This is a genomic window from Qipengyuania pacifica (genome assembly GCF_019857205.1).
Taxonomy (GTDB): Bacteria; Pseudomonadota; Alphaproteobacteria; order Sphingomonadales; family Sphingomonadaceae; genus Qipengyuania; species Qipengyuania pacifica.
In genome coordinates, this window is sequence record NZ_JAHWXO010000003.1 from 1 (window position 1) to 19,935 (window position 19,935).

The 19,935-nt window shown below is 60.2% G+C and carries 18 protein-coding genes; 2 read left to right on the plus strand and 16 right to left on the minus strand.

Translation table 11 applies throughout. The features are described from left to right. The first annotated feature begins 257 nt into the window (after nt 1-257). Nucleotides 258-476, plus strand: a complete 219-nt coding sequence (locus KYK83_RS05210; RefSeq protein WP_222827452.1) for a hypothetical protein — start codon at nt 258-260, stop codon at nt 474-476. 7 nt (nt 477-483) lie between these two features. On the opposite strand, the gene KYK83_RS05215 is transcribed toward KYK83_RS05210, so the two are convergent. After that, nucleotides 484-2,064 carry a heparinase II/III domain-containing protein gene (locus tag KYK83_RS05215; protein ID WP_222827453.1) on the minus strand — a complete coding sequence of 527 codons (1,581 nt, stop codon included), beginning with the start codon at nt 2,062-2,064 and terminating at the stop codon, nt 484-486. A 95-nt stretch (nt 2,065-2,159) separates the two neighbouring features. Between KYK83_RS05215 and KYK83_RS05220 the strand changes: the two genes are divergently transcribed. Next, entirely contained in the window at nt 2,160-2,369 is a 210-nt protein-coding gene (locus KYK83_RS05220; RefSeq protein ID WP_222827454.1) for a hypothetical protein, read from the plus strand. 68 nt (nt 2,370-2,437) lie between these two features. Here KYK83_RS05220 and KYK83_RS05225 read toward each other — a convergent pair whose 3' ends face one another. The 15 genes from KYK83_RS05225 to KYK83_RS05295 all read right to left on the minus strand — a co-directional run bounded on the left by KYK83_RS05225 (nt 2,438) and on the right by KYK83_RS05295 (nt 19,888). Next, nucleotides 2,438-2,698 carry a hypothetical protein gene (locus KYK83_RS05225; RefSeq protein WP_222827455.1) on the minus strand — a complete coding sequence of 87 codons (261 nt, stop codon included), beginning with the start codon at nt 2,696-2,698 and terminating at the stop codon, nt 2,438-2,440. After that, entirely contained in the window at nt 2,698-3,069 is a 372-nt protein-coding gene (locus tag KYK83_RS05230) for a hypothetical protein (RefSeq protein ID WP_222827456.1), read from the minus strand. The genes KYK83_RS05225 and KYK83_RS05230 overlap by 1 nt, the downstream gene beginning before the upstream one ends. Nucleotides 3,070-3,144: 75 nt before the next feature. Then, nucleotides 3,145-3,441, minus strand: coding sequence for a hypothetical protein (locus tag KYK83_RS05235; RefSeq protein ID WP_222827457.1), 297 nt, complete (start codon nt 3,439-3,441; stop codon nt 3,145-3,147). Next, nucleotides 3,438-4,028, minus strand: coding sequence for a peptidoglycan-binding domain-containing protein (locus KYK83_RS05240; RefSeq protein ID WP_222827458.1), 591 nt, complete (start codon nt 4,026-4,028; stop codon nt 3,438-3,440). The genes KYK83_RS05235 and KYK83_RS05240 overlap by 4 nt, the downstream gene beginning before the upstream one ends. A gap of 2 nt (nt 4,029-4,030) precedes the next feature. Next, entirely contained in the window at nt 4,031-4,489 is a 459-nt protein-coding gene (locus tag KYK83_RS05245; RefSeq protein WP_222827459.1) for a hypothetical protein, read from the minus strand. Continuing rightward, entirely contained in the window at nt 4,479-4,916 is a 438-nt protein-coding gene (locus tag KYK83_RS05250; protein ID WP_222827460.1) for a hypothetical protein, read from the minus strand. Before KYK83_RS05250 ends, KYK83_RS05245 begins: the two co-directional genes overlap by 11 nt. A gap of 94 nt (nt 4,917-5,010) precedes the next feature. After that, entirely contained in the window at nt 5,011-7,011 is a 2,001-nt protein-coding gene (locus KYK83_RS05255) for an autotransporter outer membrane beta-barrel domain-containing protein (protein ID WP_222827461.1), read from the minus strand. A gap of 53 nt (nt 7,012-7,064) precedes the next feature. Then, nucleotides 7,065-13,070 (minus strand): hypothetical protein, encoded by a 6,006-nt coding sequence (locus KYK83_RS05260; protein WP_222827462.1) that lies wholly within the window; start codon nt 13,068-13,070, stop codon nt 7,065-7,067. Next, nucleotides 13,071-15,269, minus strand: coding sequence for a phage tail tip lysozyme (locus tag KYK83_RS05265; RefSeq protein WP_222827463.1), 2,199 nt, complete (start codon nt 15,267-15,269; stop codon nt 13,071-13,073). Next, nucleotides 15,269-15,766 carry a hypothetical protein gene (locus tag KYK83_RS05270; RefSeq protein ID WP_222827464.1) on the minus strand — a complete coding sequence of 166 codons (498 nt, stop codon included), beginning with the start codon at nt 15,764-15,766 and terminating at the stop codon, nt 15,269-15,271. The genes KYK83_RS05265 and KYK83_RS05270 overlap by 1 nt, the downstream gene beginning before the upstream one ends. Further along, a complete protein-coding gene (locus KYK83_RS05275) occupies nt 15,759-16,199 on the minus strand; it encodes a hypothetical protein (protein ID WP_222827465.1) in 441 nt (146 codons plus the stop codon). The genes KYK83_RS05270 and KYK83_RS05275 overlap by 8 nt, the downstream gene beginning before the upstream one ends. Beyond that, complete coding sequence (locus KYK83_RS05280; RefSeq protein ID WP_222827466.1) at nt 16,196-17,971, minus strand: phage tail protein; 1,776 nt, start codon at nt 17,969-17,971, stop codon at nt 16,196-16,198. Before KYK83_RS05280 ends, KYK83_RS05275 begins: the two co-directional genes overlap by 4 nt. Beyond that, on the minus strand, nt 17,971-18,621 hold the full coding sequence (locus tag KYK83_RS05285) for a ubiquitin-activating E1 FCCH domain-containing protein (protein WP_222827467.1): 651 nt from the start codon (nt 18,619-18,621) through the stop codon (nt 17,971-17,973). Before KYK83_RS05285 ends, KYK83_RS05280 begins: the two co-directional genes overlap by 1 nt. Continuing rightward, nucleotides 18,609-19,283: a phage connector family protein gene (locus KYK83_RS05290; protein WP_222827468.1), complete on the minus strand. Its 675-nt coding sequence runs from the start codon at nt 19,281-19,283 to the stop codon at nt 18,609-18,611. Before KYK83_RS05290 ends, KYK83_RS05285 begins: the two co-directional genes overlap by 13 nt. Further along, on the minus strand, nt 19,283-19,888 hold the full coding sequence (locus KYK83_RS05295) for a hypothetical protein (RefSeq protein ID WP_222827469.1): 606 nt from the start codon (nt 19,886-19,888) through the stop codon (nt 19,283-19,285). Before KYK83_RS05295 ends, KYK83_RS05290 begins: the two co-directional genes overlap by 1 nt. Nucleotides 19,889-19,935: the final 47 nt, after the last annotated feature.

The following is a 19,935-nucleotide window of genomic DNA, read 5'->3' on the forward strand; positions in this document are numbered from 1 at the left end:
AATACCTGAAATCATGGTGGGCGCGGCAGGGATTGAACCTGCGACCCCACCCGTGTGAAGGGTTCTCTAGCACGCCAAATGCACGTTTTGCGTTAACTCGCGACAGAACGAAGCATGACTGAATGGCGAACAAAGCGATTTTCTCTGACCATCCTCTGACCACTCCCAGAATGGTCGACCTGTGGTTGTAGCTCTCAGCGAAGGCTTGGCGCGTACCTAGTCGGGGCGTAGGGAAGGGTGGTGCTGAAGGGATGCTCATGAGAAACACCATCATCAAGCGCGCCTCTCGAGCATTGCTCGGCTGCGGCATAACACTGGATGCTGAAGAGCGCGACGAAGCCATTCGCGCCGTTCTCGAGGCGATCCGCGAACCCACCGACGACATGCTCACAGCGGCTGCCGGATTGCCCGAAGGCGAAGGCGGTCCGACCGAGACGTGGCAGGCGATGATCGACGCGGCGCTGGCCGAAGAGTGACGCGTCTTTAATTTAGATCGATCCGCCAAGCCACCTTACGATCACTGAATACCGCCCGCACGGTCGAGGTTGGCACGAGCTTCAGATAATCTACACTCTCCCACCCCAGCATCGGTCCGGTCTCGCCCCGCGCCAGTTGCAAGTCAGCGCCTTCGACAGTCCCGCGTATGAGCTTGCCACAACGCAGGCGAACCTCGAAGCCGTCCGGAAGCAAAACCGGCTCTAGCTCGTGCGAAAAGTGCAGGCTGGTGGCATACTCAGCCCCTTCCGAACCTTGGACAGTATCGACAATGTGAAGGTGTTTCTCCGGGCAGTAGAGCAAGCGTCGGGAATGCGAGTAGGCCCCGCGTTCAACCTCACCGCCGACGACAAAGCCATCATCCTCTTGTGTGATGAGGTGCAGGAAAGAACCTTTCCTGCTCGGTCGCCCGACCTCTATCGCAGGATCGCGGAAACTGACTGTGTTGTGCGCAGCTGCGCTGACGATGTATGCGCGCTTGTCATCGTATTGGTAGCCGTACTTGCCACTATCGATGAAAACCGGCTCACCATGCTCAAACAAAGTGAAGCTGAGCTCATCGTTGTGCTTGTGCGCGTTGGAATACCAACTGCCAGTGACGGTCAGCATCGATGGCTGATGTTCGGCATTCGGGTCAGATCGAACTATTGCGTAACCCGACTTTGCGAGATCGGCCACGGCGAACGATCTTCCGGAAGCGAGGTGCGCCAGTTTCACCGCACCAGTCAAACGCCGACCTTTGCCACTGCTATCGCCCAGCGGTGAAACATAGTGGTCAGGCCGAACGAACCATGGCCCAAGCTTTTCCGCGCGAGCTAGAAGGTCTGCGGTGGCGGCATCAGCTACGCGCCGAGGGTTGAACTGTAGAATGCGATCGGTGGTAAATAGGTGATAGGAGGGCGAATGCTCTTTGTGGACACCTTCATCAGTGTAGCCCTGCTTCATGATCTTTCGGAACATCTTGGCGCAGTATGCTTGACAAGCCCTATTCGCCATCGGCCCCAGAGCTACGGATGCCAGCAAGCTGAGCCCAAAGACTTGAAAAACGCCATGGTTGCCTTTGCTTATGAATGTCTCGTCGCGAAGGCGAACGATGTGCTCTGATGCGCATTCAAGTAATGCTTCGGTCGCGCCGTCCGGCACTGTGACACGCTTGCTGAAGATGCGATCGAGGAACAGAGCCAGCCTCGCCGCTCGCATCCCGGTCGCCATATCATGCCAGGCGAAAGGGTTCTCGGCGCCGCTCGCATTAAAGCTTTGCCAATCCAAAGCGACGGCAATCGCTTCCAACAGGTATGCGTTGTCGTCTTTCTGAAAATACTTTTCGAGCATCGGCTCGACCTTGCGCCAACCGTTGAGCTGGAATTGCCAGTTTCGGTCTGAATATGGGTTCGACGCCCAATCGATCGGAATTTCGTATGGCCAGGGGGCAAGGTCCTTTCGCGGCTGAAACCCGTCGGTCGTCAAGGACTCATAAGACTGGAAATAATGCGGGCAGATGTCGCGCTCTGTGACATGCGATTTGTGCGTTTTGCGAAAGATGAGCCGTGGGATTTCCAGAGGTTGCAACGATTGAGCCATGTTTAAGCGGTGACCGACCAAGGTAAGAACTGCAACCGCTTTTTCGCTTTCCTACACGGGGACAGCTTGGCAAATCAGCCCGCATGACCAACGATGACGAAATGATCGATGTCCCCCGCATGTCCATGTCGCAATCGGCACATGATGCGTGGAAGACGAGCCCGGAACTGGCCCGGGTCAAACAAGCCTACGAGCGGGTGAAGTCATTCCCCGACGCAAAGCACCCATGGCCGCCCGAGATGCTGGAGTTGCGGCAAGCGGTGGAGATGCTTTTGAGGCGATGGGGGCCGTGAGGCGGTTCGCCCGGGCTGTGGAGTTTTGGGTGCTGCTGGCGATGATGATTGGTGTGACAGCTTACGGGCTACTCAGCGCAGGCTTTTAACGCCGCCTGCATCGTGATCCCCCACGCTCTCAGATCCAGCGCAGACGCCGCTACGATAAGCAGGTCTGATGCAGCATTGCCGGTCAGCTGCTCGCCAACCTGCGGCGGTTCGGGCGGAATGTCTTCTTTCGCGAGACAGGGCTGCGGAACCGGCACTTCGACGGTCTGCACCTGAATGCCGGGCTGCGGGTGGTTGCAGGCAGCGACAAGGGCCACGACGGCAAGAACAAGATAGCGCATTACAATCCTCTCGACTTGAGCACGCCCGCGGGCGATCGGCACTGATCGATCACGCCTTCCGCACGCAAGGCATCGGCCTCGCCCTGGAGTTCGGACGCTTCCGATTCCGCGCGCTCCATGGCTTCCTCGAGTAAGCTTTCGCGGAGTTGGCCGGCGGTGACGAGATCTTCCATCTGGCGCGTCAGAGCGCCGAGCGATGCAGCGGTAACGCTGTGCTGCGCCTCTGAAACGGCCAGCGTATTGCGAAGGCGGTCGTTTTCGCGATCCTTGGCCGCGTTCGACCATAGCGCGATGCCAAGTGCGATCAGCAGGATGCCGATCACGATGGCGAACACCTTGTTCACGGTCGATGCGAAGAATGTCCCGATCATAGCACCATCCAGAGAAAGAGGGAGAAACAGGCGAGGGCAATGCCCACGGCCAGTACAGTCGGCCAGGTTCGGCGATCACCGCCCATCGGACACATCCTCGACGTTCGCGGGCTTGTCAGGCGGGTTCACGATTTCGGTCTCGACAGGGCGTTCATCACCCCGCGCTGTGCTGCCAAAATAGTAGCCAAAAGCGAGAGTGGCCAAAGCGAACAACTGGCCGACGGCGAAGGTCGCGGCCTGTCCTGCTTCGTCGCCTTCGCGCCCGATCAGGATGTTCGCACCATACGCCGCGAACCCCAAGGCGAGCAGCGCCAGCACGAAACGCGCGGTTTGCGGGGAGAGAAAGCGGCTCCAGAACTCGCGCCACATCATCGCGCCCACTCCCCGGTCTTGTTATGCAGCCAGGTAAGGAACTGGCCGACGGTCTTTCCGCGCAGGATGGATGGGTTCGCCCTTGTAGCTGCTGATCCAGCGATCAGGTCCGCGCGCGCGTTTACGTCCGCGCCGATCACCTGAGCAGCCGTCAGAGGGCCGAAGAAGTGCGCGGCGTAGAGCGATGCTCGGTTGATCGGGATGCCCTTCAATTTGAGGTAAGCCGCGTTCTTACCGGTGAACGACTTCGCACGAGCCAGCTGCTCTTCGACGCTCGGGCGCAGGCCACCGAACGCCTGCGACATATCTGTGCCCCACTGCCCACCTTCGCCGATCCACGTCGATCGGATGAACTGGTAGAGGCCGGAAGCGCTGGACGTGCCTGCTTTCACATAGGGATGGTCGTTGCTCTCGATCTTCGACAGCATTGGCCAGTAGTCATCCGGAATGTCCATTTCCTTAGGCGCGGGGTGGGGCAGGAGCTCGTCGAGCACCGCTATGGTGTCGCGGCCTGCCCATCCGTCTACGTCCAATCCTGCGCGTTCCTGGAATAGCCGCACGAATGCGTCGTCTGAGATAGTCGCCATGGTCATTCCTTTTCGATCTTCTTGCGCCGTGCGAGTTCGTTCTGAGCACGATTGGCGGCGAGGCCTGCGGCGGCGTTCATCGTCTGCACCCGGGCGAGGAACTTGCGCGCGCTGTCTTCGGCGGCCTCGGACCGGCCATCGAGGCGGGCTGCGATCAGTGCTTCGACGTGGGTGATTGCCTCTTCGAAATATTCGACCCGCCAGCGCAGGGCACCGAACTGCGCGAGTTCTGCCGTTACTCGTTCGAGCTCCGATCGCATGGCTGCGGCCTGACTGTGTGCCGCCTTCAGCAGTTCGAACGTGAGTCCGTCCTGATGCTGTGTAAGTGCGAGTTCGGATGCTTCACGGCTCTGCTCGCGCTCTACGCGGTCGTTCTTCGCAATGCGCGCCTGTGCAACTGCCCAAGCGATCGCGCCGCCTGCGAGTGTGAGGAAGCCACCGTTCCACCAGTCAAATTCCACGGGATGCGACCCCCTCTGCGGTTTTGCGCCGCGCCTCTGCGGCCATGCTTTCGGCTTCGGCAGGGTCGTGGCGTGCGAGATCGACAAGCGCCAACGACAGGTCGGGGCGCTCGTATATGTCTTTGAACCGGTCCAGCGACTTGCGCTTCACCCGGCGATGCACCCAAACGAACAAGCCAAGTCCAATTCCTACGAGGGTCAACGAGAACACGTTCACGCCCTCCGGCACTTCGCTGAACCAGCGGATCTGAAAAGCGATCAAGCCCGCTGTTATGAAGAACCAGGCGGCGCTATCGGTCGTAGGCACAGATTGATTGCCGCGTGTCAGCGAGACGAAGCTGCGAAAGGTGTAGACTGCGCCGTAGATCGAGAGTGCGAAAACGATGATACGGAGCGCGACCGTCATCCAGAGTAGTGCGGTTTCCATCACACCCACCCCGAGAAAGCGCGGTGCAGCGAGCGGTTGACCTGCCAACCGGTCAAGGCGGCGTAGGCGATGAGCGCGATGGCGAGGGGGCGGCTCATGGCGCGCGATAGAAGTATTGAAAGGTGAACGACATAGACTGGCCCGAGCCAGAGACTGGCGAATTCCAGTTGAAAGTTGCCTTTTCGTCCGTGATATCTCCGTAGATCCCAGCAGCGACAGATCTCAAACTTGCTGAGTAGAAGACACCCGCTCCTCCGAGCTCACCGACTCCGGCGATGTTGCCCGGTATCGGCAAGGACATATCGAATCGGGTGTTTCCGGACGCCGTCGGGGCCACACCTGTCACAAGACCACTGACCGTGATGATGTTCCCGACCCGCGACCATTGCGCGGTAGCTGATGGGGTTCCGGTTAGGTTGAAGGTGTCGTTTATAACTGGAGTGTACGTGCCGCTCGTTCCGCCGATCTTCTCGTTAACGATCGTGGCATCGACGATAACAAAGTTCGCGACACCGTTGCCGGAAACAGTACCGCCAACCGTAGTGATTGTTGCGCCTCTTTCAGCCCAAACGCCGACACGAGCAGCACCGGTTATTGTGGCACCGGGCGCATTGATCGCTGCCCCGGCACCATAGGCGAACAGCGCAGCACCGTTGGCAAGGCCGGTTGAGGCATTAGCCAAATTATCGATGGCCGTGCCATTCGTGAAGTTGATCACGCCGCCCTCGAATGCTCGGAGGTTCGAGCCGAACCCATCCGATCCGCAACGGTTCGCAACGGCGCTGTCCGCATCAACTACTGCGACATCGGACGCTCTGATGCCGTGTCGCGTTGCATCGCTCGCATCGCTGTAACGAAATGCCAGCCTGCCGCCATGCGCCGCCTGAGCACCGTAATATCCCGAGTTGGTGCAGTCGCAGTATTCGGCTGAAACCTGGCTTCCCCAAGCAGTGATACCAGCCCCGGTCGTTCCGTTTCTGGCTGCTCCCGAAAAATTAGTCAGATTGCCTTCGGCCCCATTTGCACCAACTGAGCAGTTGTTGATGGTGGCAAGCCCGGTGCCCCATACATTCTTGACCCCGCAACCGGGATCGATGTCCATCGAAGAACGATTCAAGCTGATGCCATTGCCGGTGATTTGCGCCATCGCATCGATTAGGCACGAAAGGCGAGGCATCTTTGCCCCATCCGTTCCTGTGAAGACGTTACCGCTGAATGCGATCGGCACTTCGGCATCTTCAGACACGATCCGGAATTGCGAATAGTCGCCGCCTGATAGGTTCACACCGGCCGTCAACGTGTGCCCGCTCTCTATGTTGAGCGTAATCGTGCATTGCCGATTGAGCGGGGTCAGCCTATCTAGCGCGATCTGAAGCGTCGCCGCATCCGAGGGGATATTGACGGTCAGATTTTCCGTCACGCCCACTACGAAGTCGTCGGCCACAGCAGCCGCGATCGATGCGGCGGTGGTTGAATAGCCAGCGCGGGTGGGAATATCACGCAAGGCGTCTTCGGCGGTGCGGAGGACGGCACCGATGCCGGGGGCCTTGTACCCAACCAGCGCCGCGCCCTTGTCCTCGTCGGTGGAGGCGAGGTCCGGACCGATAGTGCTGTCCGATCCCTCCGTAGCGACAGGCGAACCGTCGACGGAACTGAAGCCGAGAAATTTACCCTTCCGGTCTGCCAGGGCGGGGAGGGCTGGCGCGCTTTCACCAAAAGCTACCTTTAAGCCACGATCTATCTCGCGCTGCTGGCGAAGATCGCGAGCCGCGGCGCGGTCAAGCGCGCGCGTCAACGCAGCAGGGTTGAACGATGGCCCTGCATTGTCGAAATCGGAAGGCTGAGTAAGGGCAGGATTGCCCGCTATGAAGATCTGCGAATAATCAGCGAGCACGGGCGCGACACTGAACGACAGAGTGCCGCCTTCATCATCGTCCAGCATAACGGAATAGAGCGCCGCCGAGATGGTTTCGCCATCCTGATCGAGCGCGACAACCTCATTGGCGGCAGTTGCCTTGAAGTCGAATGCGAAATCGGTTGTGACCCCGTTCGGCGTGTACGGGCCGGAAATAGAATTTTCAGTCGATACAGGCATCGGCAATCACCTCTGCATTCAGAGGTAAAAGCCGCCCTATCGTATCTCAAAAATCAGTTCCCGGAGACCAGTGCCATCGGGTTGCCGGTCTCACCCTCCGACAACGCGGTCGCACCATCGATCGTCTTGTTGATCTGACCGCTCGGCAGATGGAACAGGATGCCGCCGGTGTTGATCATCGACTTGCGCATCGCCTCATCGAATTCACCTTGCGACGCCTGTTGAGCCGCACGCGTGCCATCAGCGAAGAAACGCAAGCCCGCGGGGCCAGTGTAGCCGAAGTCGTATTCATTAAGCTCTGCACCGGTCAGTGCTTCGGCCACGTTCTGAATCGGCGCATCGAGTTCGCGCAGGCCCACCATTGTGCCGGTCAGATACGACAGGTGTTCGGAGGCAAGCCCCTCGACCATCGTGCGATCATCATCGTCGTCACCGCCAGAGAACGCCACATCGAGGAAATACCCCATCGCGGCCGGCAGCGAGTAGAGCAGCAGGTAATCCAGCGCCAAGGCCATCACATCGCCGGGCTTGCGGAAATCGGTTCGCGCGTAGCTCTCCGCGGTCAGGTTGTACGTCGTGTTGAAGAACGAATAGAAATTCGTGAACAGCTTGCGCACCGGCCCGCCGCGCTGAATTGCCGAGAGGTCGCCGACCTGACCACCGCCCTGCGCATCGCGCACCGCCTGATCGGCGAGGCTGACAGCACGATCATCGTCATTGCCTTGAGCCACAGCCTTTTCGAAAGCGCCCTGCCAAGTAGGCAGATCGATCGCCAGCTGCGTACGGGTGATCATCAGGAAGAACGAAGCGTTGATGAATTCGCCGGTTTTCGTGCCGCCACGGATCCGGTTGCGGATTTCGTTGATCTCGCGCTGCATCGTGTACGACCGTTCTCGCATAAACCGCGAACGCTCGTAGACGACACGAGATGTTTCGAAGGGAGCCGCAAAGAACTGTGATGCGCCTCGGGCGATCCATGGCGCCCCGACGCGGACGATCGATTGCGTGATGCCGAACGGCTGAAGCAGTGCTGTCTTGAGGTTCCAACCCAGACCAGCCACCGTCGCACCCATGCGAACGTGATTGATGCCACGCTCCCAGGCATCCTGAGCGGGCGTGTCCCCGGCAGCAACATCTTCGATGCCGCGGCGAAACTGCTCCATCACTTCAGGCCCGTAATAGTTGAGCATCGCGCTCGACACTTTGGGATGCCGGAGAAGGCGGTTCGCATCGATCAGATATTCATGAAATGCCAGATCGTGGACCACGTCGGTCAGGCCCTGCGTCACACCCGACATGCTATAGAGCAGTGGTCGGTTCGTTACCCGTTCAGCACGGGACTTGGTGAACGAACGCTGCGTCGTCGCAGCCGTGAACGAACCGCGCATTTGACGCTCGGCTTCAGCAGCATCGGCTTGCTGTGCCGCATCGAGAGTGCGCTTGCGATCGTATTTGATCGGCCAGTAGCCGCCCTTGTAGGTTCCGAACTCGGTTTCCACAGGCGTCGGCTCGACCCACTCAGGCTCGACACCGGACACTCGGCGCTCTTTGGCCGCGATCAGCGGGCGGTAGCTTTCGAACATATCCCAGATCGCTTGCACCGCGTCCATTTGCTCTTTCGTCAGCGATGCCTTGATCTCGTTCAACTGCTCCATCGACCAGCGGAAGCCGAATTCACCGCGCTCCCCGTCGATTAAGCGCTGCAGGTTGCCCGCGTTACCCATCTGACCAACGATCGCCATGCGCTCTTCAAGATTGAACGACTGATCGATGCTGGCGAAATAGATGCCCTTGCCGCCCATCTTCGGTCGACCGAGCGCATCGCGGCCATAGAAGGGCGCAAGGATCTCGAGCAGCCTTTCAGTAGCCTCCCGGTTCATCTCCGCTTCCTGATCGAAGCGCTCCATCATCGGGCGAATAAGGTTGTCCCACACGGGACCGCCATCTTGCACGCTGTCCATTTCGCGTGCCAGGCTGGCCATCTTGCGGTGCATCGCCTTGAAGGATTTGAACGCCGATGCGGCCCGGTGTCCGAATGTCTCGCGGGTGCGCGTCGGCTTCGGACCCTTCTTGCTGGCGATGATGCCTTGCTCCATCTCGGTCGCCGCCTGCTCGACTTCACGATCTTTCTTCGCGGTCAGGAGCTTCGACTTCATGCGCCCAAGGGCCGCAATCTGCTTCACTGCGTCATCAAGGAGCGTCAACTCGTCGACAGTGAGGCGCGACCAGTTCTTTGTGTCGATTTCGTTCAGAACGCGCTCTGGCAGTTCGACGGTGCGCCCTTCCGCTTCCTCACCGGCGATCCATTCTCGCAGGGAATTGCGCCGATCGATACCGCGCTGAGAGACGCGCTTGAATTCCACGCCTTCGAGAAGCGTGTGAATGCGGTCGAGACAGTCCAGGGGGAGGGTCTTAGCCTTCGTCTGTTTGGCGAACTTACCCAGGCGACGGACCGCGACATCGACCTGGTCGGAAGCTTCAGCAGCCTCGCGCGCCAAGGCGTTGTGCAGCAGTTCGGTTTGCTTGTGCCGAAATGCCGCATCCATGTCGCCAGCCAGAATCGCCGCCTGCGCATCGCGAGCCGCCTTCGCCGCAGTTCGCGTGTGACGGTGCTGCGCCGCGCCCGAGATCATATCCGCGATCACGCCTTGCTCTATCCGTCCGCGTGCCCACTCGCGCGCCATGCGATAAGGCGTCGGCTTGCGATTGGACTTCGATGCGAGCGCGCGCAGTTCCAGTTCCAGCTTTTCGCCGAGCCTGTCATTCTGCACGGCAGCACTGGCCTCGCGCTCGATTGTGCCGTCAGCTAGCGGATCACCGAAGCGCCGGTTCATTTCGGCATTCACTTCTTGCGCGATTATGGCCTCACGCACAGGCCGCTTATCACCCCCTTCCTTCATGCTACGGCGCCGCGCCTCAAGGCCTATGAGTTCACGCACCAGTTGATCGCCCGACGAGAACCCGGTCAGTTCCGCCATCGCATCGGGATTTGTGCCGCCCTGCTTCCACACAGGCGTGCCGGCCGGAAGTATGCCGAAGACATCTTCGCCGAATTTTTCTTGCAGCCATGCCTTGTCGAGGCGGGGGCCACCCTTCGTTCGCAGCAGTTTGAGGGACGCGAACAGAGGGCGACCGTCGACTTGCTGCTCGACTTCGGAACGAACAACGTTTTCCTGTTCGCGCCACTGCTTCTGCTCGCGCGCCCGGATCGAACGCATCACTTTGCCGGTAAGTTGTTCTTCAGCTTCCGAGCGCACTTGCTCACCGAGCTCTGCGTAGCGGCGAGCATCGGGCTCCGACATGCCCGCAGCGATAGCATCATCGAACTGCAGGTAGGCGGCGCGCGCCTCAGCAGCCTGGGCAATCTCACTTTCGGTTGCGAGCATACGGTCCATGACTTCACGAATCTCAGGCGTGATCGGCGTGTTGAGTTTGGCGACGGCCCGGTAGATGCGCTTCAGCCACCGCGAGAACTTGCGAAAGGCCGACTGTAGCCGAGTGGTCGGCGCCTTGCCCTCCATCAGGTATTGCTCCCAAGCCCGGGCGAACATCTCGTGTGCCTCGGTCGGGATCGTATCACCCTCCACGGGATGGCCATTGTCCTTGAACCACGCCTTTATCGCTTCGACATCGGCGAAGGTCTGGCGCGCGGATTCATTGCCATCCGTCTCGATCGATTGCCGACCATTGGCGAACATCCGCTCAAGCCAGAAGTGCGCCATCTCATGCTGGAAAGTTGAGGCGTTTGCGCTTTCGAACAGGCGGATCAAGGCGGTGCCATCTTCGCCGAACTGGATATTTCCAAGCGGGCTGTCAGCATCAATGCGCTGATCCAACGCCCTCCCGCCATCGAACCGGTCAACTGCAGCGCGAATGTCCGACATCGAAGCGGTGTCAGGATCGAGCCCGGCAGATGCCAGCAGATCGCGCAACTCAGCACCAGCCTGCCGCATCTGATCGACGCGTGTTTCTGCATACACAGGCGAGCCCGAGAGTTCCTGCCCGATCGCGTCAAGCAGTGCCTGCGTGTCGAGCGTCGACGGTCCCGCCTCACCTTCCACGCCCTGCAGTTCAGGGAAAAACCCCGCTTCGATTGCCGCGCGCAAGGTCGTGTCGATACCATAGTCACCGGCACCGGAAATGCCGCCAAGCGTGCCCTGGTCTGGATTGGTTTCGCGGATCAAACGTGCAGGCATACCCATGGACGCCAGATCACCACCGGGATCATTGATGCCACCATGCTCGCGAATGAACTCCATGAGCGTGGCTCCGACACCGATATCCGCATCGCCACCTCCACGCATAGCGTTGACGATGACGTCCAGCGTGTCCGCGGCTTCAGGATCGGCAACCAGACCAGGGAGAACCCGCTGCACCGAGACGGCCTTTTCGAACTCGCGACCGGTCAATTCATAGCCAAGGTTGGCAGCTTCAGTTTCGAACAGCGCCGCCGATACTTCCGCATTTGCCGCGGCCTGATCGGGGTCCATCCCCGAGGTCATTAGCCGATCGCGGATAGATGCCCGTAAACGTTCACCCGGCGCCGCAGCAGCCCGCGCTTGCCGTTCGGCGACATCGAGATTTTCACCAGTCTCGCGCCGAATGGTTTCCCATTCAACTTCCGCCGCTTCGATTTCGTTCATCGTCAGCGCACCGGGAGCGGCACGGACGTCTCCCTTGATCGCTTCCCAATCAGGACGACCAGACAGTTCCGCAGCAGCACGTGACACTGGAATAGCCACATCCCCGCCGGTCAGCAGTGCATCGTCGATCTCTTCGGCGAACTGCCCCCAGAACTCGTCTTCGGCATAGTCTTGGTTGAGCGAGCGGATCGTCTCGCCTGAGACATACAGGTTCCCATCCGATTCCGAACCGGCCAAACTTTCGATCAAAGTGCGGAAATTCTCCGGATCGCGCTGACGGACCTGACTCTCTGCCGAGCGCTGCATCAAACGGTCGACGGCTTCGATGGAACGGGCGGAGCGGGCAACCTCTACCGTCGAGCGGATACCCCCACCGATCCCAGCACCAGCCACCGCTCCGGCGACGCCCTGATCGAAGGCGGTTGCGACATCGAAACCGGCCTGCGTCCCGAGCGCGCCACCTGTGTATTCCAGTGTCGATTGCAGGAACTCGGTTCCGGCTTCGCCAGCAGCAGCCCGGCCGATACGCGTGCCGATCGATGTGCCGGCACCTCCAAATATGCCCTTGAACCCGAGGCGGTCAAGCGCTGCCGTGCCGAAGCCGAAGCCGGTCGACAAAGCAATGTCGCGACCCGTCACATCGTTGCGGCCGTTGTTCTGTGCCCGCTGTGCGGCAATGTTACCGGTCTGCGACGTGCCGATAATACCCAGCCCGGCATAGGGAATAGCCAGCGCCGTCATGGCGGGGAGGCTTTCTGCGCCAGCGTCGATCACATAGCCACCGATGTTCGCCAGCGACGGCTTGTTCTTCACCGCCTCCCACGTTGTTTGTCCCGCCACCTCTCGCCCGGTTGTTCCCCGTGACAGGGTGCGAGCGGCATCGCGGGCTGCAGTCGAACCGGTTGTACCGGCGATGAAGTTGTAGATGCCTTCGTCGACTGCGGCACCGCCTCGTTCGATCAGCGAGCCCATGCGATCAAAGAACCCGGCTTCTTGAGACGCGTCGGAAGCGAACACCCCGCGCCGAGCATTGTTGAATATCTGGCGGGAAGTGCCGCTATTGCGCAGCCACCCGGTTACCGTGTCGCCGATGCTTTCGAGAATGCCGACATCATCCTGAGCAAGTGCGGCATTACGCTGATCGCCAAGCCATTCACCGAGTGGAGCATTGCGAGCAGCAGCATCGCGAGCCTGCTTAACCCGGCGATATTGCGTCATCGCGTCGTAGTTCTGTTCGACCACCTGCGGAGGCTGGCCGACATCGCGGGCAAGTCGGTTTGCGTCGGCGGTGCGCTGCGGATTTGCAGGCTGAGCTATGGATGCCGCAGCACGCGCCTGCCTTGCCGTCTCCCGCTCGCGTTCAATCCTCGCACGTTCTTCGGCGAGGAATTGCTCTTCAAGGGTGGGCAGAGGCATCTATTTGAATGTCCATTCGAGGTTTCGCGCGCGAGCCCGCTCGTAGATTTCGAACCTCTTAGCCTCGCTCACATTCGGGAAGTTACGGTCGAGGTACGCGCGGGCACCTGAGGGGATGGCATCACCGGTTCGCGCGTATTGCTGGCCGGGTTGAAGTTCGAAGCGGTAGATACGGTCGTCACGGAATATGCCAGTGCCGGGCAATTTGACCTTCTGGGTCTGCTCAACTGCGATCGACCGAACGGTTTCCTTGTCGAGCTTGTCGGCAGGGTATTCCAGCATCTCGGCTTCGATAGCTCCGCGCAGCCGTGCCCATTCCTCAGGCTTTTTGTCCCGGTCGATGTCGAGAATTTCCGCGGCCTGGTTGGTCGCGCTCACCACCTTGTCGGCGCTCACCACGGAACCCGGCGACGACTGAAGCTGCTTCTGCTTGCGAATTTTGCGGGCCAGCACCAGCGGATCGGCTCGGCCTGTGTAGAGCGACAGGTTCGTCGAAAGCAGCTCATCGTCGGACATGCTTTCGAGTTCGATCAGCGCGGCCCGTTCGACACGCTCAACACGCGCTGCGGCCTCTTCACTCTCCCGCGCCTGTATGCGCGAGTTCGCAGCCTGCACGCGCTGCTGAAGCGACGCAATCAGGTTTGGAGAAGCGCCGGCCAATACAGAGGCGGGCACTTGGCCGATCGATGTGAGGTCATCGGCATTCGGTGCGTTTTCGACCAGCCACGATGTCACGCGGCGGTCTACGTCGGCTTCGGCCTGAGCGCGTTCGGCGCGGCCATCGGCGACAGCGCGATCAGCAGAGGCGTAGAGAGCCTGCTTGCGCTGTTCGGAAATGCCTGGGTTAGCTGCGACATAGGCGTCGACAGCCGAGCGCATGGAAGCAGTCGACAGGCGAGGATCGGCAGGAATGCCGGGCGTCCCGGGATCGCCAGTGTAGAACGAACGGGCATGTTCCTGCCGACGCGAACGATGCGCACCGGACGAGCGCTCATAATGACGGTCGATGAGGTCGGCGGCTTCTTCGGGAGTGCGCGCGGCCAAGATTGCATCGCGCTGTGCAACCGTCATACCCGCAGTCTGAGGATTGTTCATTTCCCAGACGACGAACTTGGCTTGTTCTGCGTGCGTGGCTTGGTGCGGTTCCTTACCGAACTGGCGGCGGAAGTTCTCACGACGATCATGGCGCCATTGCGCAATCCCCGATGCTGTGCCGCTATCACCGAGCGCGCCGCCATACCCACCTTCGACTTCGAAGTTGCCGAGGAAGCCCGCGACGACCGCCGCTGAGTATCCGGCGCCTGCCAATTCACCCGCTACTCCACCACGAGCGCCAGCTGCTACCGCAGGACCATCGCCAGCGACATCGGGCGAAACCCCCGGCAAATACTGCGCAAGCTCACCAGCGCGCACGATGCCATCAGCCCATGCGCTATCAACCCGAGGTGTCAGCGAGTTGCGCAACTTCGCCTCCATCTCCGGGCCAACCAGATCCTTGTTAGCATCGAGATAGGCGAGCGCTGCTGTCGGCTCGCCGTCCTCACTATCCATCGCGAGCACCACCTGCCCGTGCACGCCCTGGATCATGGCGTCGCGCTCTTCGGCCAGCTTTTCAGGCGACCAGCCCATATCAGCAGCCATCTGTTCGAGGGCCATGTCGGCCACGCCTACCTGCACCGCGAACTGATCGGTCCCGCGCGCATCGACCGCATCGGTCAGTGCCATCGTCATTTGAGCCTGACGCTGTTCGGTGCGGGCCACGCGCATCTGCCCAACCGCGTGATTGGCGATCGAGGTATGTGCTGTATCGATTTTGTTGATGAGAGCGCGCTGCGCCATATCGCGAGCACGTTTCGACCTCGCGCCCTTCAGAAGGTTCTCGGAGGCGGTTTCCAGATCCTTGACCGCTGACTCGCGACCTTCTCCGGCATTGAAGCCCTGCGTCGAGAGGTAAGCGTTTTTGCCGGTCTTCAGCCGATCACGCTCATACGACGAGAATTCGTTTGCGATCCGAAGGGCATCTGCTTCGTCGTATGTGGCTTCGATCTCATCCCAATCGCGCGCTGCCTGGCCAAGGGCCTGCCCACCTTCCTGCAGGGCACGGCCCATGTAATTGCGGCCTTCAGCATATTGGAGGCGAGCATTCGGTTGGGCCTGGACTTGAACAGAGCGGCCGGGAGTGACGGGAACCTGCACCATCAGCCGCGAGCCTTGAATTTGGCGTATTGCGTGGCACCGCCGAGGAACGTCGATGCGACCGAGAACATGCCAGCGGTTTTTGCCTGCCGCGCTTCAGCCTTCGCCGTTCGGCTCTCGCTTTCGTAATTCCATGCGCTGATCTGCTGCGACTTCACCTGCCTGCGGATGTTCTCGGACAGCGCTTCGCTATCTTCACGACCGATCATGCGTGTGTCGTCGAGTAGCCGGGCAGCCGACCCTTGCGTGATGTCGACGTTGTTCCCCGCCAGGCGCGCTTCCTGTGCTCCAATCCGACCGGCTACTTCGCGCCCAAGCTGCCGCTGCTGCTCTTGCCCCTGTGCGATGGCATCTTCCGCGCCTTCACGCTCGATAGCCTTGTTCTGCTGAGCGACTTGCGAACGGTAACGTGCCGTGCGCGACGCATAGAGCGCCGACTGCCATTGGCCCGCCGCAGTCAGGGCAGTCGAGGCTACGACAAGAATGGCAGGGTTACACACTGGCGAACCTCAGGAATGACACGTCGCCAATCTGGACAGCGTCCTCGCAAATCTCAAAACCTGCCCAGCGCAGAAACCGGATCGCGCGCATGTTGTCGGCATCGACTACGTTTTCGAGGCGAGAAAAGGTCTCGCGCATCTCTGCGAACACTGGCGGCGATAGGGAAAGCAGAGCGCGACCGCAGTTATATGCTCGCTCAGTCCCGAGCATCCATGGCACGCCGACGCCTTCCACCATCGACCGGGGGGCGACGCCGAGCATAGCGACGGGCTCATCCTCCACCGCAGTTAGTGCCCAGAGCGACGCGCGCAGTCCCGCTTCCAATGCCGAGTGCGGTGATCGCCCTAACGCGGTGACTTCGCGCACGTCAGCACCGCGCATATTCGCTGCAAGATGTGGGATGTGGTCGACCGAAGCCGGGATCAGTTTCACCCGCGGCCCTTCGCTTCGACCCCGTAATGCACTGCCGTCACGATCAGCGGATATGGCGACGTCTGCTTGACGATGATGGTCGCCTCGCGATCGACAACCTGGTCGGGCCGGGCAGGCTCAGGAACACCGGTGAAGGGCAGGGGTGGGCCGATGTACCCTTCAGGACGCGTGGTGATAAGCTCAAGCTCGTCTTCGTGCCGCCCCGCATAGACGTCAAAGCTGTCGATCATCTCGACATAAATCTCGCCCGTGATCTTCTTGTTCGGTTCGGGCGGCAGCGGCATCGTCTCGATGATAGCGTCGAAAGGCAGGCCGATGACGAACTTCGAAGCGGGTTCGGCGACCTCGATCGCACCATCAGTCACGACCGCAGTAGTCGAGTAGCCATCTGCGAGGATACCGACCGTTTCGCCTTCGAGATGTTGAAGCCCGATAACTTCGGTCGTCGGGTCTTCGAACTGGTATATGCGTGAAGCGTCGAGGTGTGAGGCCAGTTGGTAATCGGTCCACTTGATGCGGTTCAGTATTTCCACATAGCGCACAGTCTCGCCATTGATCTCGCGCTCGACGACAAAATATACCCTCGACTCTTCGCCTTCAGGGATAGCCACAACATCCAAAGCCTTGCCGCCTAGATCGATCTCGGTGAACCCCCAAACTTGCTGTTCCGATTCCCATGTGAACGCCAGTACATCGCCATCGTCCATCACGATCCAGATGACCGAGACAGGCTCAGCCTGGTATGCCCACCGCCGAATACGACGGTTCTGGAACAGGTGCGGAGCGAAGATTGATACATCGCTCGACTTGTAGCCATCAATCTCGAAGGCAAAGCCAATGGCGCGGACGCCGGTTTCGACGCGTGGTTGATAGAACGCGCTTTCCCCGATCATCACCGGCTTAGGCTGCGCAATCCCGCGGCCAACGTGACGCTTGGCGCCAGGTGGCGGTGTGGGAACAAGGATGCCGTCATTGGGGCCGAACAGCGAGAAGATGTTATCGCTCGTGCCAATCAGCAGGCGGTCAAGCGGCAGGATCGCTTCGATGACATTGCTCTCGCCTGTCGAGATAGCCATCGCGATGCTGTCGTTTTCACGCTGCGGACGCGCAAAGTCCATATTCTCGAACTCGGCCGTGCGCGACGCGAACACGGCGTTCGGATTATTTCGTGTCCGACCGAACCACAGCCGCTGTTCCCAAAAGCCAAGGCGGGCAGGGTAGTTGCCGGACGTAGCGAAGGGGGAATATGCTTCGATCGGCGCGTCGGCGTAGTCGGGCTGGAACCCGTCATCGACGAATGAGGTCGATGTCGTTTCGCCTATGAAACCGAAGCTGCCGCTCTCATGTGCCTTGTAGACCCGGTAATAATCGACAGACCCCGCAGGTGCCGTCCAGGACACTGTCGTGTAATTGCGCGGAAGCTCTGTGTCATTGGTCGCGCTCGCGGCAGAAGATCGGCGACTTTCCTGTCCGTCATCGTTCACTGCCGAGACGACGTACCGGTAATCCTGCGGGAAGTATCCATCACCGGAGTTCGCGGTATCGGTGTTTGCCACCGTGGCCACCGCGCTGACACTGGACGGTGCCGAGATACCCGGCGAAAACGTCACATAGGAAAATACCCAATCGTCGTGGTCGTTGCGGACCATCTTGGCGGGCTTGTAATACTCGTGCGCAAGATAGATCGTGTCGAACGACTGCACGAAATCGAGATCGGCGAGTTCGCTTGCATTGTAGGGCGTTGCGACTTTGTAGAGCGGATAGACAGCCATCAGTAAATCACGACGTCGGGGTTGAAACCGCCGCCCCCGCCACCGCCTCCCGGAGGTGTAGTTGCGGGCGGCGTCGGCGTGGGTGTTGGCGTCGGCACGGGCGGAGGCGTCGGAGCAGGCGTGGGAGGTGTTGGCCGAACGATACCATCATCAGACGTGAATGTGGCGTAGCCGGTCGTATCGATGCCGATCGAGAAGGTGTTCGTGCCCGTGACCGTGACTGTGACCGTGCGGCCATTCAGTTCGGTCATTCCCTCGATACCGGACAGAAACACTTCGTCACCCGTCGCAAGGCCATGATAGGGCGCTGTCACTACTCCGGGGTTGGCCTTCGTAATCGCCGTGATGCCAAAGCCTTCGGATAGAACAGCGCCACCGAGCGCAATCGGCTTCATGGTCGCCTGCCCCATCGTCAAAACGTACGATTGCCCCGGGGAATAAGTGAATGGCAGTAGCCGGACATCATCATCGTCTTCAGGGAGCTTGTAGACGAACAGTGTGCCGGGCCGCTTGCGAACACCGCCGTGCTTGAGCAGGAAGACATTCGTGAGCCGCTTGGCGCCGGCAGTCCATGCGTCGACATCGCGCCTCGACTGAACGACTGGCGAGAATATCCCGCGGGTGAAATTCCGCTTGCTCAGCGTCGCCATAGGATACCCCCACCGCGTGCGCGCTCAGCTTCGGAGACATGCTCCTTACGCTCCCGCGGCCGCCGATTGAGATCCGATGCCCGCGCTTCAGCGGCTGCGTATGCCGCGGCCTGCTGTTTCACACGCCACTCACCTGTGTCGGCTTTCTCGCCAAGGATCGGACGATAGATGCGGGCGGCCAGCAAACGGATAACCGCCTGGGCAAACAGTGGGGGCCACTTGTTGGGTTCGAGGGCGTCGACCGAGTATTCGAGAATGGCTTCATCGAGATTGGTGAACAGCGTATTGTCCGCAATCTCGTAATCGATTGGCGCATAGCCGAGCAACCCAAGATCCACGCCGGGCCAATAGTAGATTGGCGTCACGACGAGACCGACCGAATTGGCGCTGTAATCGCGCACGAGTTTGATCGGGGACACGATGGCATCCGGCAAACGGTATGCGTAGCCCCATTCGCCTTCGCGGGCATTGGCCACCGAGGCCAGAGCTACGCGGCGCCGGGCGAAGTCGAAATCATGCTCATCAAGCAGATCCGCGACAACGCCATTGAGGTGCCGCGAGCATTCGCGTGCCTCTTTGCGCTGATCGTCGAGCCCGGTGATCGGGTGCGCAGGAAGGTCGGATATCGCCTCATTGCAAATCTGGATCAGGTTGCGGGCCATTAGACGATCTGCCTCCATTCGAACGCATTGCCGTTCATCACGCACACGAATTTGCGATAGGCCCCGAGAGCCAACGACACGGCCGAGCCAAGGCCCAAACCGGCGACGTTCAGCGCGCCCAGCAATGAGCCAGTAAAGCGTAGATCGAACGATGCACCGGGGAATGCCGTGGCAGTTCCGAGCGTAAGTGTGCGCGTCACACCGGCGCCGATTGAACCCGTGAGGATGAGCGCAGATGGCACGTTCAAAGGTTCGATCGTCTGCGAAGAAGCTGTGCGCATCCCGGCGTAATTTGGTCGCACCGGTTGCCAATACGCTACCGCGCCTGTCTGCGAGGCAAGAACGAGATCGACCTTATCGCCGAACAGGTCCGTCACACGCGCATACTTGCCCACGCGAAGGGTCGGATCGGGCAGCTGAGCAACAGTGTACGTTCCGATGATTTGCGGGACGCTGGAAAGAGCTTCCCCTTGCGCATTCACGGTGCTGCGCACCTGGCTTACTGCACCTTCGATGTCGGAAATCCGCCCACGATCGAACGGAAACGAGCTAGGCCGTTTCGGCTGACGTTCTGCACCGCGCGTGTTGAGAGGATTAGCAGCCATGCGCCGACGCTATGTCGCGCCCTTGCGTATCTCAAAATGAAGGGCCG

What these genes read in the sequence shown, in the direction of transcription:
- KYK83_RS05210 (WP_222827452.1), top strand. Translation starts at nt 258, where the DNA reads ATGAGAAACACCATCATCAAGCGCGCCTCTCGAGCATTGCTCGGCTGC.
- KYK83_RS05220 (WP_222827454.1), top strand. Translation starts at nt 2,160, where the DNA reads ATGACCAACGATGACGAAATGATCGATGTCCCCCGCATGTCCATGTCG.
- KYK83_RS05225 (WP_222827455.1), bottom strand. Translation starts at nt 2,698, where the DNA reads ATGCGCTATCTTGTTCTTGCCGTCGTGGCCCTTGTCGCTGCCTGCAAC.
- KYK83_RS05230 (WP_222827456.1), bottom strand. Translation starts at nt 3,069, where the DNA reads ATGATCGGGACATTCTTCGCATCGACCGTGAACAAGGTGTTCGCCATC.
- KYK83_RS05235 (WP_222827457.1), bottom strand. Translation starts at nt 3,441, where the DNA reads ATGATGTGGCGCGAGTTCTGGAGCCGCTTTCTCTCCCCGCAAACCGCG.
- KYK83_RS05240 (WP_222827458.1), bottom strand. Translation starts at nt 4,028, where the DNA reads ATGGCGACTATCTCAGACGACGCATTCGTGCGGCTATTCCAGGAACGC.
- KYK83_RS05250 (WP_222827460.1), bottom strand. Translation starts at nt 4,916, where the DNA reads ATGGAAACCGCACTACTCTGGATGACGGTCGCGCTCCGTATCATCGTT.
- KYK83_RS05255 (WP_222827461.1), bottom strand. Translation starts at nt 7,011, where the DNA reads ATGCCTGTATCGACTGAAAATTCTATTTCCGGCCCGTACACGCCGAAC.
- KYK83_RS05260 (WP_222827462.1), bottom strand. Translation starts at nt 13,070, where the DNA reads ATGCCTCTGCCCACCCTTGAAGAGCAATTCCTCGCCGAAGAACGTGCG.
- KYK83_RS05265 (WP_222827463.1), bottom strand. Translation starts at nt 15,269, where the DNA reads ATGGTGCAGGTTCCCGTCACTCCCGGCCGCTCTGTTCAAGTCCAGGCC.
- KYK83_RS05280 (WP_222827466.1), bottom strand. Translation starts at nt 17,971, where the DNA reads ATGGCTGTCTATCCGCTCTACAAAGTCGCAACGCCCTACAATGCAAGC.
- KYK83_RS05285 (WP_222827467.1), bottom strand. Translation starts at nt 18,621, where the DNA reads ATGGCGACGCTGAGCAAGCGGAATTTCACCCGCGGGATATTCTCGCCA.
- KYK83_RS05290 (WP_222827468.1), bottom strand. Translation starts at nt 19,283, where the DNA reads ATGGCCCGCAACCTGATCCAGATTTGCAATGAGGCGATATCCGACCTT.
- KYK83_RS05295 (WP_222827469.1), bottom strand. Translation starts at nt 19,888, where the DNA reads ATGGCTGCTAATCCTCTCAACACGCGCGGTGCAGAACGTCAGCCGAAA.